Source organism: Oceanobacillus kapialis (genome assembly GCF_044790185.1).
GTDB lineage: Bacteria > Bacillota > Bacilli > Bacillales > Amphibacillaceae > Oceanobacillus_B > Oceanobacillus_B kapialis.
This window is the reverse complement of sequence record NZ_CP085256.1, coordinates 1,499,798-1,512,946: the sequence shown is the minus strand read 5'-3', so window position 1 is coordinate 1,512,946 and position 13,149 is coordinate 1,499,798. Positions and strand designations below refer to the sequence as shown.

Here is a 13,149-nt window from a genome sequence, read left to right as displayed (position 1 = left end):
AATATTGTAAATCCTGATAAAGATATTTTACTTCCTATTCACCCCTATTTTTCTACTATGAATAGTTTTGTACTAAGAAGAGCAATAAGAACGAAAAAAACACCAAACGACTTTGACAGCCATTGGTGTTTTAGAAATTTTTTTGCGAACTATTGATGTAAAAAGATTAAGGTTCCCTCTTTAAAACATATATAAGAGAATAAAAAGTTAGTAAAGCTTTCCCTGTTTAAATAGCACAGTGGATAGCTTCATAACTGCGTGAATATAACAATTTTGTCTAAGCGGAAAAGCGTCCCCAAAATATTGTGGGTATACTGTTTTAAACGTATTTTGCATTTTATCATATAGTTTCTTGTAGACTTGCTCCTCACTATAAAATTGCGTTTCCCTACCTTGAAGCCATTCAAAATAGGATACGATCACACCCCCTGCATTCGCCAAAATATCGGGAATAATAACGGTGCCTTGTTCGCTTAGATAGCTGTCAGCGTCACCTGTAATGGGCGCGTTCGCTCCTTCAACGAGGATCTTTGCTTTAATATTCTTCATATTACCTTGATTAATTTGTCCGCCGAGTGCTGCCAACACCAGTACATCTACATCTAACGTAAGCAATTCATCCCTGTCACAGATTGTCGCTTTAACATTTGCCTCTTTCAAACTTTCTTCATTGGTTGGTAAGTCTCCGTCATTGGTCTTTGTATATTTAATTAACTCTGTAATATCGAGCCCTTCTGCATTATATAAGGTTACATTACTGTCGCTTACGGCAACAACTTTATTATTTAACAACTGACACTTCTTTGCTTCCGCTGCTACCACAGAACCGACATTTCCAAATCCTTGTATCGCCATAGTTAGTGACTTATCTTTATGGTCAAGTACCGTTTTAGCAAAGATGTTATCTCGTTCAGTTAACCATTTATACTCTGCAGTTACAAAGTCATGTAGCATATAACGAAGGGAGAAGTAGACGCCCTTCCCTGTCGCTTGCTTTCTCCCTAATGACCCACCATTCACAATACTTTTCCCAGTAAAGCTCCCTCGATACTTCATTCCAGGATGGATGCTTTTATATTCCCCCATCATCCAGTCCATTTCACGTTCTCCTGTTCCCACATCTGGTGCAGGAATGTCCTTCTCAGGTCCAATAACCTGGCTGAAATATTGTACATACTTTCTACATATTAAATTTAACTCTTTTACTTCAAAATCTTTCGGGTCAATTACTACACCGCCTTTTCCCCCTCCAAAAGGGACTTCATGCAAGGCGTTTTTTAGCGTCATTAAGGAGGCAAGATTACTTACCTCGTCTTCATCTACCGAGTTGTGAAACCGTATTCCACCCTTGTAAGGTCCAATGATATTGTTATGCTGCACTCGAAAGGCCGGTATCCGAATTACTCTACCATCCTGTAAGGCAACCCTTAGAAAAGATTTATGGACATGATTCGGGGTAGAGAGAATTGAAGTTAGAGAAGTAAAGGCTTTGCTCCTTCCTTCTCCAGAAAGCTCAGGCAAAAAGGTTGAATCATCAAGTAATGCTGTTAGTGATTGTTCCACAATTGAAGAAGTATTAGTTCCCATTTTAGTTCCTCCAGACATCGATTTGAATCCCACTTTTGTGTAATTCTAACAAATCTAGCCATAAAGAACCATGAAAACGTTTAATTACCAGATGATAATACCAAGAATTGTGGTGGCTAGTAATCCTATTATGACGGGAAGGAAATTTTTTCTTACAAGTTCCATTACGGAAATTCCACAAAAACCGGCTATAGCAATTAAGGAAGACCATGCTACAATTGTTCCTCCACCTGTCCAAATCGATCCCATTTGCCCAATAGCCGCCAGTGTGGAAGCATCAATTGCCCCATTTTCTAAAGATGCAGCCAATGCTCCAGTTAATGGCAAACCGGAAAAACCAGATCCATCTAACCCTGTAATGATCCCGATAATTAGAATGCTAATGGCTGCAAGAAGGGCATTTTCCGGAAGAAATTCCTGGCTCGTTTGCACAAGATCAAACAAAAAGGCAGGTTGGCTTTCTTCTTTTCCCAATATACTCCCAGAGAAATCTGCACTCCCCAAAAAGAAGAATCCAGCAATCGGGATAACAGGACCCATTGCTTTAAAAGCAAATACAAAACCATCGGTAATATGGGTTGTAATATAATCGAGAGAATGCTGTTTACCAAAAGCTATTGTCGATAGAAGTAACAATACTACTGCAACTCCTCCTACAAATGCTGCTCCATCACTTCCCTCAAGCCCACTCATTCTACCTGAAAGCAGCTTTTCATATACCATATAAATGACAACACCTACTAATGCTAATGGCACCATTACTGCAAAAATTTTACTCCAAGCCGATAAATTATTCGTATGTGCCTTGTTTGTTGATTCCTGTAAGGATTGCATGTTCTCTAACTCTACTTCAATAATTGGGTTGTCTTTACTACGAATTGTTTTCCTGTACATCATGTAAGCTAACAATATTGCGACTGATCCAGCTACAAGGGACAATATAAGAGCGCGATCCGCTACCACGGCTGTTTCCAATCCAGCAGCGGCCGCTGATAAACTCGGTGCCACTTGTACCACATAATCGGAGGATAATGCCATCCCCTGCCCCGCTAACGCAATAGCCACTGCTGCCATCATGACCGGCAATCCAGCTCTAATAGCGGCTGGTACGAGCAAAGCACAAATTAGTGGTACGGCCGGTGTTGGCCAGAAAAATAGGGAGATAACATAGGTAATAACGACTAAGACAAAATAAGAGATATGCCCATTAATCATCATTTTTTGGATAGGCTGAATCATCCGCTTGTCTGCTCCCAAATCACGTAATGAATGTAGAAGAGCAAGCATAAACGTAATAATTAAAAAAATACTGAACAATTCTTGTGCTGCTACAAGGTTAGCGTTAAAAATGGCTTTAAATCCATCTATAATGCTTCCATTGTAAACCCAGGCAACAATAAACGTCCCTAGTAATGTTGGTAATACCACACCTTTTCGAAAAATCATTGTACCTATAATAAACAAAGTAAAAAGGCCATATAGCCAATGGGAAATGGTAAGCTCCATCATGTACCTTCCTCTCTTTAATGGTTGTATAGCCTATGCAAGGAGGAGATGTTTAGTTCTTTGGCACAGGGGAATAGAAAAAACGTAAGCACATTATCAGGAGGTAGATGTAGATGAAACCATTTATTAAAGAATACACAAACGATGAATTACTAAAAACAGATGTCAGTATTTTAAAAGACAAAGGGGTTAACAAGGACGATATCTATGTGTTATCCCATGATGATGATCGGACGAAGCGAATTGCTAGTGGCACGGATGCTAATACAATCGGTATAAAAGAAATGGATTTCGGAAATGCAGTTGGAAACCTATTTAATAGTAAAGGAGACGAACTGCGTACCAAGCTTCAGGAAATTGGCTTTTCCCAAGCTGAAGCAGAAAACTTTGAAGAAGATATGGATGAAGGAAAAGTACTTTTAATCGTTACAAATAATGAAAATGCGGCGAGCTATTTAATGTAATTACTATATGCTCTAGCTACTAGTGTGTATAGCGCAATATAACGAAGAACTGCTAGTACTGTCTAACTTAAAATAATTTATTAAAACAGGCAATTATTCAATCTTGTTAGAATAATTGCCTGTTTTTTATCTATTTTTTTTAACTTTCATTCGATATAAAAAGGTAATCTCTCTAAAATCGAGAGATTACCATGTGTGAGCGGATAGTTTTAATTAATACTGATTCATTAAGGTTCTTGGCTGTTTGTGGAACAAGAAAAAGACAAGTACTGCACTAAGGACAAAAGCTGGCAGCATATAGGAGCCATTATATAATAAGGAATACAACCATACAGGCTGGCCATCGATAGCGGACTCAAAGAACGTAACACCGGCCACATAATGTGCAGCAAAACGCAGGACTGACCCTAAAAACACACCAGCTACAATATATCCTAAATACTTTTTTGTATTTCCTTTTTTAATATTACGCTGAACTTTTCCGGCGAATACACCGGCAAATCCTAATACTGTAAATGCAACGGCGTAATCAAGGAATCCTTGGATAGGAAAAAGTACATAAGCTGTACCTACCGCAATTTGCAAAATCCCCCATAATAACCCTGCTAATAATCCACCTTTTATCCCCCATCTGAAGGCGACGATAAAGATTGGGATCATGGCAAAAGAGATGGATCCACCCTGTGCCCAAATTTTAAAAGATAAAAACGGAATAATATCTAACAGTAAAGCAAAGGCCGCAAATATTGCTACCTCAACTAAAAATAACGTACGTTTTCTATTCATTTCTCTCTCCCCTTTTTAAAGCGATTCAATTGCATAAGAAAAAAGCAATGCCAAGGGGAAGACTTCCTGATGGGAATCCGCTCACATTGCTTTTTAATCCATCAAAAAAGCCACCATCCCTACGTTAGTACTAACTAACAGGTTCAAAGGGTAAGAACATCTCTGTTCACTCTCAGCCAATGGCTCCCCCTGTAGACTTTTCAAGCTATGCTTTTTTCATTACCTTCATTGTAACTGACATCCTGCAATCTTACAATTACTGTGTAAGCTCAATAAACTCTTCTACATCATTTACACATAATTGGATAGCAGCTTCCCAGAAATCAGGCTTCGTTAGATCTACATTCATATGCTTCATCGCGAGATCTTCTACGTTCATTCTTCCAGTATCACGCAACAACGCAATATAGGCATCTTCAAAGCTGTTCCCCTGGTCTTTTGCTGCGGCATAAATACCGAGACTGAATAGATAACCAAATGTATACGGGAAATTATAAAATGGAACACCAGTAATATGGAAATGCAGTTTAGAAGACCAGAAATTAGGATCATATTCATCCAAAGCATTTTGATAAGCTTCCTTCTGTGCTTCAACCATGATTTCATTTAACCGATCGACAGATACTAGCCCTTCTTTTCTTTCTTCATAAAAACGATTTTCAAAAATAAAGCGTGCATGAATATTCATAAAGAATGCCACACTACGTTGAATCTTATCTTCGAGCAATGCGATTTTCTCTTCTTTGTTTTGAGCATTTTTAACCGATGCATCTGCTACGATCATCTCAGCAAAGGTGGATGCTGTCTCGGCAACATTCATTGCATAACGCTGATTTAATCCATTCACATCATTCATTACATGCTGGTGGTAAGCATGGCCAAGCTCATGTGCCAATGTAGCAATATTTGAAGATGTACCGGAAAATGTCATGAAAATGCGAGTCTGCTCACTTTCAGGAAAGCTTGTACAGAATCCTCCAGGGCGTTTACCCGCACGGTCCTCTGCCTCTATCCATCGTTTGTCAAATGCCATTTGTGCGAAATCCGCCATCTTTGGACTGAAATTATTAAAATGCTCTACGATAAATTTGCTAGCCTCTGTATACGTAGATTTTTTCACACTATCTGTTATCGGTGCGCCAATATCATACATACTAAGCTTATCCAACCCAAGAAGTTCAGCTTTTTTGTCTAAATACTTCACGAAGTGTTGCTTGTTATGCGTAATAGCAGTCCACATGGCATCAAGCGTTTCCTGTTTCATTCGATTTATTTGCAAAGGTTCTTTTAATACATGATCCCAATTCCGATGCTTATATGTTTGCAAGCGGAATCCAGCTAAATGGTTTAATGTTTGGCCGAAAAGAGCAGATTGCTCCTTCCACGCATCACCAAGTTTGTGGAAAACTGTTTTTCTTACGTCACGGTTAGGGTCACCTAATTTATTCGATGCCTGACCAACGGATAGTGATTTTACCCCATCCTCTTCCTCAACTTCCACCTTCATTTTTCCAACGATCGTGTCATACATCTGACTCCAGCCGTGATACCCATCAACTGCAAGGTCGTTAATTAACACTTCTTGATCTACAGACAGAAGTTCTTTCGCCTTTTCTCTGTATTCATTAAGTACAAAAGCAAGCTCCTTTAATCCCTCATGCTGAAGCAAGCTATCCCATGTAGCATCGTCTACCTGAACAAGTTTTTGGACAAATTTAGAATTAACAGCTTCCATTTCTGCTCGTAAATCACTTCGCTTTCCGACTAACAGGCTCGCTTTTTCATCTGTTACATCCTGAGCACTTAAACAACTAATAAAAGCAGAGGCTTCTCGTAATTTTTTGGATACCCTCTCAAGGTGGTTTACGATCTCAATAAGTTGCTCAGCCTTTACTTCTTCATGTTCAGGCTTGAATGCTTCTACTTTTATAGCAAACTCTTCTTTAGCTTGCTCAATTTCTTTAAGGTATGTACGAAATGCTTCTGAATCACTTCCCCCTGGAAAAATGACATCCAAGTCCCACGTCGGGTTGTACGTTTGTTGCATAAAACCTCTCCTCAGCCAATTATTTTATTTATTGCATTTTACCCTATCTTTTTATTATAACGAAAAATGAAATAATTTTCACCTCAGAGAATTTTCTAATAAAGTGAAACATCAGGTGGGGTTCCCTTCCTCCACCGCCAAATTTTAGTTTAATAGAATCGGCCTTTACTGGCAGTTGATCCCCGAGGTCTTACTGCCAGTAAAGGCGGGGTAAGTGTGTTGTTTGTTAACGTAGCTTAAAAGTCTATTAGCTGAACAAGTTTTATCTCTATTAAATAGGGAACTCCATAAAGAGTTACGCTACTATAGGTTAACTAGCTGAAGCTCCCATACTTAGGGAGTTAATGTTATTTTTTCTGTCTTATTAAACCTTTCGCCTCTAGTATTTGCCTTTGTTGTTTTCCATTAGTTGTCACATAGTTATTTTTAAACCAAGCAATTAGAGAAGTAGCGATCGTGAAAGATAATGCAACAAACTGTTCTATTAACTCACTGTCGATCGGTAAAGGAGATTTACCAAATATAACAAGTGTTTGGTTAATTAACGCTATGAACAATACAATAGAACGAATTATAGTACCTTTGTCCATTTCGAAACACCTTCCTTCAATTTATACTATGAATGACCAGCTTATTTGGCACGGCAACTTAATCATTAAAAAAGTGTAAGAAATATAAACCCTTATTTACTTGACAATACAAGTTTATAATTCTATACTAAGTAACATAAAGTAACTAACGCATTAATCACTTATATGGAGGGGTTTTGAAATGGCTAAAACAGTATGGAATGTAGACGCAGTACACAGTGAACTAGGTTTCTCTGTAAAACACATGATGATTTCCAAAGCAAAAGGAGTATTCAAAGACTTTGACGCTGTAATCGAAGCTGATGTAGAGGATCTTACTGATTCAAAAGTTGAAGTAACCATTGATGTAAATAGTATTGAAACTCGCAATAAAGATCGTGATGATCATTTACGCTCAGCAGATTTCTTTGATGCTGAAAACCATCCAAAAATTACGTTTGTTGCAACAGATATCAAAAAGAAGTCTGACAATGAATACGATGTTACTGGAGATCTAACCATTCGTGGAACAACAAAACCTGTAACAGTGGATGTAGAATTTGCAGGCCAAAGTAAAGATCCAATGAGCGGCAATACAGTAGCTGGCTTTAGCGGTTCCACAAAAATAAACCGTAAAGAATTTGGACTTACATGGAATGCTGCTGTTGAAACAGGTGGCGTGTTAATTGGCGAAGATGTTACGATCCATTTCGAAATAGAAGCACATAAAGCGGACTAATTTCCGTAAAAAACAGCAGGCCTTCTACAATAGAAGCCTGCTGTTTTTTTACTTATAAAAGCAATTTTATGAATCATTTCCTGTAAATGGGACGACAGATTCTGAGGATAAAATTCTAATCACCATTCTTCCGTTTTTTGCGTGTGCTCTAATAAGGACTGGTTGATTATACTTATTTTTAAAAACAAAATCTGGCCCCCACCAGCTTACTGTCGCATCCCGTCCCTCAGGTACGTATGGAACTCTTCTGCTATGGGCGTAGCGCTCCACTATTTGAATACCTTTTAAATCAACAGCATTAAATAAGGTAGAAGACACCTGGCAAATACCTCCACCGATATCCTCCGAAAGTTCGCCCTTTACAATTACCGGTGCTCGCTTGTAACCTCTTTCCACGGTTCTTTCCCCTACAATCTCATTAAACGAAAATACTTCACCTGGGAAAATCACATGACTGTCAATAGCAGCTGCGGCAAGGGCTATGTTTTCTGCCCGTTCCTTATTTTCTTTTTTATAATAGGTTACATAACTTCCCAATTCTCTTGCCTGGATTTCCTCAAGCAATGCACGATCCACACTAGGATAAACCGGCATAGTTGGAACAGTAATTTGCTTTATACTCCCGTCATAAAAGGCACTGCGAAACAAAACTTGGAAAGCCTGTTTATCCAACATTCTACCAGGTCTTTCAGCAATCAGTTCATTGTCCTCTGACCAGTGGGCATTTTTAGGTTCTATTGCCACTTTTTTTTCTAATTCTTTAATAAGCTCTTGTAGTTTTTTATTATTAAGAAATAGCGGTCCTGGTATTGGTGTGTGACCATACTGTTTAATTTCCACCTTATCCAGCATCAGATTATTAGAAGCGAAAACATAAGTGGGCAGCAAACTTATAAAACATAGAAAAAGTATGATTGTTCGCATATAACCAACCTCCTCCCCTTAGTATGAGGAAAGAGGCGAAAATACATTCTTGCCATTAAGCAAGATAAATAAAAAACGCGATTAAGGCAAGTGTTAAGGTAATAGAGTATATCCAAATTTGCAAACGTACGTTGGATTTTAAGGAAGCGGATTCATATTCTAGCGAACGAGTCAACTGGTCCTCTATGGTATCTCCATCCTCCTCATATTTCTTCATTTTATTTTCTTCTTGCCTAAGTGCAAAAAACGTTCCTCCTATAGTAAGTAGGAACAAAATAATTAAAAAAACGATTAGGCCGGTATGCATTTCCTTCTCACTCCATCTAAACAAAGGAAAAAAGCTTCTACCTCTCCTTTATTTATTCTTTTGTAAAAAGCCACCCAGCTATATACTGGATGGCTCCATTCTTATCTAAAGTCCCTTGAATCTTCCATGTAGTCACTGAGTAATCTATACCCTACCAACGAAGCAAGTACAAGTAAAAACCCACATAATGTTTTATTCTTCATTCATTACTACCTCCTCGTATATATCTCGTTTCTTCATGGCTATTTTTCAATTAGAATGGGCGGAACTTACCTTTTTTAAGAACAAGCTTCGGTCCACCAAGCAAGAATAGAGAACGGTTATCTACTACTTTTTTCATTGCAGCAGCAGATTTTCCGGAAAGTTTATAGCCTGACATGACATTACCAATACCATCGGAATGTCCAAGAGAAGCTACAGTACCTTTGTCACTGAATTTGAAATCTTGAACCGGCTGATTAGTAATTAATGCTTTTAAGTTAGCTGCAACTACGTCTGCCTCCTGCATTGCCAACTGTGCTGTAGAAGGATATGGACGATCAGCCTCTTTATTCCAAACCCAAGAGCAATCTCCAATAACGAACATGTCTTCTTCACCTTCTGGACGAAGGTCACTATTTACGTTTACTTTTCCTTTTACTAATTCAAAACCGGAATTGCCAAGTACGGAGCTTGCTTTTACGCCACCAGTCCAAACAATTGTACCAGCTTTGATTAATTCTTTCTCTTCACCGACAACAAATCCTTCTGCAGTCGCTTCAGAAATCGCTGCACCAATTTTAAGTTCTACTCCACGATCTTCTAGAGACTTTTTAGCATATTCTACAAGTTCTTTATCGAACATTGGAAGAATAGACGGTGCTGCCTCTACGTTTATGATACGGACCTTACTGCGGTCGATATCATATTTTTTGCATAGCTCTGGCACTTTTTGGGCAAGTTCACCAACAAATTCAATACCAGTAAACCCTGCTCCACCAACAAGAATATTTAAGCTTTCTTCACTTACATTTTCTTCGTTATTATATTTAGCGAATTGGTATTCAATGTGCTCGCTAATAAGACGACTTGAATCAATATCTTCAATAGCGAAGGCATGCTCAGCCATTCCTTTAATTCCAAAGTCATTTGATTCAAACCCAAGAGCAACTACTAAGTAATCGTATTCGATCTCGCTGTTCTCTAGAACGACACGCTTATCCTCTTTATTAATCTTTACTACTGCATCATACACAAGTCTTACACGATTTGGGCTCACCACATCACTGATCATTACTCGTGCCTGATTCGGGTTAATAGTACCCGCTGCTACTTCATGCAGCCAAGTTGTCTCATAGTGGTAGTTATGTTTGTTTACCAGTACGATTTCTGCCTGTTCTGCTGATAGTTGTTTTGTTAGTCGTTTTGCTGTAGTGAGGCCTGCATAGCCAGCTCCCAGTACAACTATTTTTGGTTTGCTTGTACTCATTAAAACTTCCACCTTTCTTAAATAAAATCTATAATACAAAAGTAAAAGCGTTGAGAAAAAATAAATGAATTGCTAGAATTTAATCCTATTTCGCTTAAACCTTTTTATATAATACCTCTATAATAGCAAAGATTTTTTAAATAGGCTAATAATCAGTGACGCGTATAAGATTACTGAACGTTTTGATATAAGTTATTATTGCTTCTATATTACTCTTTATCATCTTTTTTTAAAGGACCATCATCTTCGGGTGGTTCCGTTGGTTCAGGATCTTTTGGTTCTTGCGTTTCCCCTGGTTTTGTTGAATCTTTAGGTCCGTCATCCTCGGGAGGTTCCGGGTCTTTTGGATTTGTAGGTTTTGTTGTTTCTTTTTGTTCCTCCGTTTGATCTGGTGGTTCATGTTTCGGTTTTGATGGTTTTGAATTTGGGTCTTCAGGCGAGTCCGGTTTAGTATTTGGTTTGTCTGTTTTGCTATCATTAGATGGTTTCGTTTCTTTCTTATCCCCGCCATCACTCGTTGTAGATGTCTTTTTATCATCATTACCTATATTTGAACTTTTTTCATGAGTAGAGGTGGTTTGTTGGTGATTAGTTGTACTAGTACCAGTCGCCACAGAAGTCGTGGTGGCCGTACCATCTTCATTAGGTTGTTCTTCCACTTCTTCTCCTATTATTTCATCCTCTGGAGCTTCAGCAAACAGATCCGCGTCATTCATTGCTTGAATAAAATCTGAGCTATTTTGACGTAATAGCTCACCTGCTACAGTCGTTCTCTTTTCTGTTTGTTCATCACTCACTACTGGTGTGATCGTAAGTTTTTCTTTTTCCTCTTTGTCTACCTTTTCTTTCTCTTTTTTTTCCGTCTCAGTATCCTTTTCCTCAACTTCCTCTTCTTTGCCAAATTCACTCTTTTTATGTTCTGCATGATAAACCCCTGCTATCACTACAGCAACAAACGCTGTTAGTGTCAGCAAATTAATGACAAGTAATTTTTTGTTTTTCACAAAACCTCTCCCTTACGGTATGTAAATTGATGTCAAATAAACACGAACGTTAAATCCTCCTACTATTGTAAGCATATTGTCCTATTATTTCCAATGATTTCTTCCAAAAACGTTAGAAATTTCTGCTTTATATGCTTTGGTCTTAAAAAGGTGGTAAGATCTTTTATTGAAATGCATAGTCTTTTAAAAAAAGATTGACAATTAACTAGATTTACTGTAAAAATAAAAAAGATAAACTTATACGGTTACCTTTAATCCAGTCCCGTGAGGCTGGCAAGGTGGAAACAGATTTGGTCTGTTATTAGAACAAAACCTGCATATACGTATACACTGCGGTTTTGTTCATTCCATAAAACACCTTGCCATCTAAAGGCAAGGTGTTTTCTTGTTTTCTAGGTAACCCGTTACTTGAAGGGGGAAAAACGATGGCTAACTATCGTGAAATTAAGGTAAATGAACGTCTGCCAGTTTTAAAAAGCTTACCATTAAGCATTCAGCACTTATTTGCTATGTTTGGCTCAACCGTACTTGTTCCTGTATTGTTTGGAATTAATCCAGCTACCATTTTATTAATGAACGGTATTGGTACATTAATTTACCTATTTATCACAAAAGGAAAAATTCCAGCTTATTTAGGATCAAGTTTTGCCTTCCTTTCACCTGTTGCAGTCGTCTTAGGCAATTATGCAGGTGGAGAGGGGTATAGCTATGCACTAGGTGGTTTCTTAGCAGTCGGTATCATTCTAACCATTGTCGGCTTTATTGTGAAGATGGTAGGGATCGGTTGGATTGATGTTATTTTTCCACCAGCAGCAATGGGCGCAATTGTAGCGGTTATCGGCCTGGAACTCGTACCGACGGCAGCTGAGATGGCAGGATGGATCGCACCAACTGATGCCGGAGCAAATTGGACAATGGACACAGACGTCGCATTGGTTGCATTATTAACACTTGCTATCACAATCGTTTGTTGGGTTACACTACGTGGTTTTCTAAAAATCATACCAATATTAATTGGAATTATTGCAGGATATATTATTGCGTATTTCTTCGGCTTAGTTGATTTTACTGCTGTAAAGGAAGCTGCTTGGATTTCCATGCCTGACTTTTACCAAATGAAGTTTGACTGGTCTGCCATACTCATAATTCTTCCTGCAGCACTAGTTCTTGTTCCAGAGCACATTGGCCATTTGTTTGTTACAAGTAATATTGTGAAAAAAGATCTAGCGAAAGACCCCGGCCTTGATCGTTCCTTAGCAGGGAATGGTATATCTACAATTATTTCTAGCTTCTTTGGTTCCACACCTAATACGACATATGGGGAAAACATTGGTGTGCTTGCGATAACACGTGTTTATTCGACCTGGATTATTGGAGGAGCTGCTGTTATCGCAGTCGTTCTATCCTTTGTTGGGAAACTTGCGGCGTTGATTTCTTCCATCCCTTCTGCCGTTATGGGCGGGATCTCCCTCTTATTATTCGGTATTATTGCAGCAAGTGGAATTCGGATGTTAGTAGAAGCGAAAGTAGATTACAATCGTTCAACTAACCTGATTCTAACATGTGTGGTGTTAGTAATTGGAATTAGTGGTGCAACCATTCAAATTGGCGAAGTTGCCCTAAAAGGAATGGGACTTGCAACGATCGTAGCAATTGTACTAGGAATATTCTTTAAGTTGTTGGAGACTTTCAACCTATCTAATGAAGAAAAATAGAAATAGACATGAAACAAGCAGGCTTATGATTAG

The 13,149-nt window shown here is 38.4% G+C and carries 12 protein-coding genes and 1 riboswitch; of the genes, 3 read left to right on the top strand and 9 right to left on the bottom strand.

Features of this window, described 5'->3' with window-relative positions:
- Positions 1-207: 207 nt before the first annotated feature.
- Both LG273_RS07965 and LG273_RS07960 read right to left on the bottom strand, forming a co-directional pair.
- Positions 208-1,587, bottom strand: coding sequence for a Glu/Leu/Phe/Val dehydrogenase (locus LG273_RS07965; protein WP_404459085.1), 1,380 nt, complete (start codon positions 1,585-1,587; stop codon positions 208-210).
- 84 nt (positions 1,588-1,671) lie between these two features.
- A complete protein-coding gene (locus tag LG273_RS07960) occupies positions 1,672-3,093 on the bottom strand; it encodes a hypothetical protein (protein ID WP_404459083.1) in 1,422 nt (473 codons plus the stop codon).
- A 113-nt stretch (positions 3,094-3,206) separates the two neighbouring features.
- Here LG273_RS07960 and LG273_RS07955 point away from each other — a divergent pair, with 113 nt between their 5' ends.
- Complete coding sequence (locus tag LG273_RS07955) at positions 3,207-3,557, top strand: general stress protein (protein ID WP_344342211.1); 351 nt, start codon at positions 3,207-3,209, stop codon at positions 3,555-3,557.
- Between the two features lie 213 nt (positions 3,558-3,770).
- Here LG273_RS07955 and thiT read toward each other — a convergent pair whose 3' ends face one another.
- The 3 genes from thiT to LG273_RS07940 form a co-directional block, all read right to left on the bottom strand.
- On the bottom strand, positions 3,771-4,343 hold the full coding sequence (gene thiT, locus LG273_RS07950) for an energy-coupled thiamine transporter ThiT (protein ID WP_379560883.1): 573 nt from the start codon (positions 4,341-4,343) through the stop codon (positions 3,771-3,773).
- A gap of 98 nt (positions 4,344-4,441) precedes the next feature.
- A riboswitch (TPP riboswitch) is annotated at positions 4,442-4,543 on the bottom strand.
- Positions 4,544-4,599: 56 nt separating this feature from the next.
- On the bottom strand, positions 4,600-6,390 hold the full coding sequence (locus LG273_RS07945; RefSeq protein ID WP_404459081.1) for a M3 family oligoendopeptidase: 1,791 nt from the start codon (positions 6,388-6,390) through the stop codon (positions 4,600-4,602).
- A 347-nt stretch (positions 6,391-6,737) separates the two neighbouring features.
- Positions 6,738-6,980, bottom strand: coding sequence for a phage holin (locus tag LG273_RS07940; protein WP_379560881.1), 243 nt, complete (start codon positions 6,978-6,980; stop codon positions 6,738-6,740).
- A 181-nt stretch (positions 6,981-7,161) separates the two neighbouring features.
- Here LG273_RS07940 and LG273_RS07935 point away from each other — a divergent pair, with 181 nt between their 5' ends.
- Complete coding sequence (locus LG273_RS07935) at positions 7,162-7,698, top strand: YceI family protein (protein ID WP_379560880.1); 537 nt, start codon at positions 7,162-7,164, stop codon at positions 7,696-7,698.
- Between the two features lie 66 nt (positions 7,699-7,764).
- Here LG273_RS07935 and LG273_RS07930 read toward each other — a convergent pair whose 3' ends face one another.
- The 4 genes from LG273_RS07930 to LG273_RS07915 form a co-directional block, all read right to left on the bottom strand.
- Positions 7,765-8,622 carry a VanW family protein gene (locus LG273_RS07930; protein ID WP_404459078.1) on the bottom strand — a complete coding sequence of 286 codons (858 nt, stop codon included), beginning with the start codon at positions 8,620-8,622 and terminating at the stop codon, positions 7,765-7,767.
- Positions 8,623-8,677: 55 nt separating this feature from the next.
- Positions 8,678-8,839: a hypothetical protein gene (locus tag LG273_RS07925; protein WP_379560878.1), complete on the bottom strand. Its 162-nt coding sequence runs from the start codon at positions 8,837-8,839 to the stop codon at positions 8,678-8,680.
- 343 nt (positions 8,840-9,182) lie between these two features.
- Positions 9,183-10,397: an NAD(P)/FAD-dependent oxidoreductase gene (locus tag LG273_RS07920; protein ID WP_379560877.1), complete on the bottom strand. Its 1,215-nt coding sequence runs from the start codon at positions 10,395-10,397 to the stop codon at positions 9,183-9,185.
- Between the two features lie 209 nt (positions 10,398-10,606).
- A complete protein-coding gene (locus LG273_RS07915) occupies positions 10,607-11,401 on the bottom strand; it encodes a hypothetical protein (protein WP_404459076.1) in 795 nt (264 codons plus the stop codon).
- A 425-nt stretch (positions 11,402-11,826) separates the two neighbouring features.
- Here LG273_RS07915 and uraA point away from each other — a divergent pair, with 425 nt between their 5' ends.
- Complete coding sequence (uraA, locus tag LG273_RS07910) at positions 11,827-13,116, top strand: uracil permease (protein WP_404459074.1); 1,290 nt, start codon at positions 11,827-11,829, stop codon at positions 13,114-13,116.
- Positions 13,117-13,149: the final 33 nt, after the last annotated feature.

Bases quoted from the DNA above. Each gene is read 5' to 3' on its own strand.
- LG273_RS07965 (WP_404459085.1), bottom strand. From the start codon at position 1,587: ATGGGAACTAATACTTCTTCAATTGTGGAACAATCACTAACAGCATTA.
- LG273_RS07960 (WP_404459083.1), bottom strand. From the start codon at position 3,093: ATGGAGCTTACCATTTCCCATTGGCTATATGGCCTTTTTACTTTGTTT.
- LG273_RS07955 (WP_344342211.1), top strand. From the start codon at position 3,207: ATGAAACCATTTATTAAAGAATACACAAACGATGAATTACTAAAAACA.
- thiT (WP_379560883.1), bottom strand. From the start codon at position 4,343: ATGAATAGAAAACGTACGTTATTTTTAGTTGAGGTAGCAATATTTGCG.
- LG273_RS07945 (WP_404459081.1), bottom strand. From the start codon at position 6,390: ATGCAACAAACGTACAACCCGACGTGGGACTTGGATGTCATTTTTCCA.
- LG273_RS07940 (WP_379560881.1), bottom strand. From the start codon at position 6,980: ATGGACAAAGGTACTATAATTCGTTCTATTGTATTGTTCATAGCGTTA.
- LG273_RS07935 (WP_379560880.1), top strand. From the start codon at position 7,162: ATGGCTAAAACAGTATGGAATGTAGACGCAGTACACAGTGAACTAGGT.
- LG273_RS07930 (WP_404459078.1), bottom strand. From the start codon at position 8,622: ATGCGAACAATCATACTTTTTCTATGTTTTATAAGTTTGCTGCCCACT.
- LG273_RS07925 (WP_379560878.1), bottom strand. From the start codon at position 8,839: ATGAAGAAATATGAGGAGGATGGAGATACCATAGAGGACCAGTTGACT.
- LG273_RS07920 (WP_379560877.1), bottom strand. From the start codon at position 10,397: ATGAGTACAAGCAAACCAAAAATAGTTGTACTGGGAGCTGGCTATGCA.
- uraA (WP_404459074.1), top strand. From the start codon at position 11,827: ATGGCTAACTATCGTGAAATTAAGGTAAATGAACGTCTGCCAGTTTTA.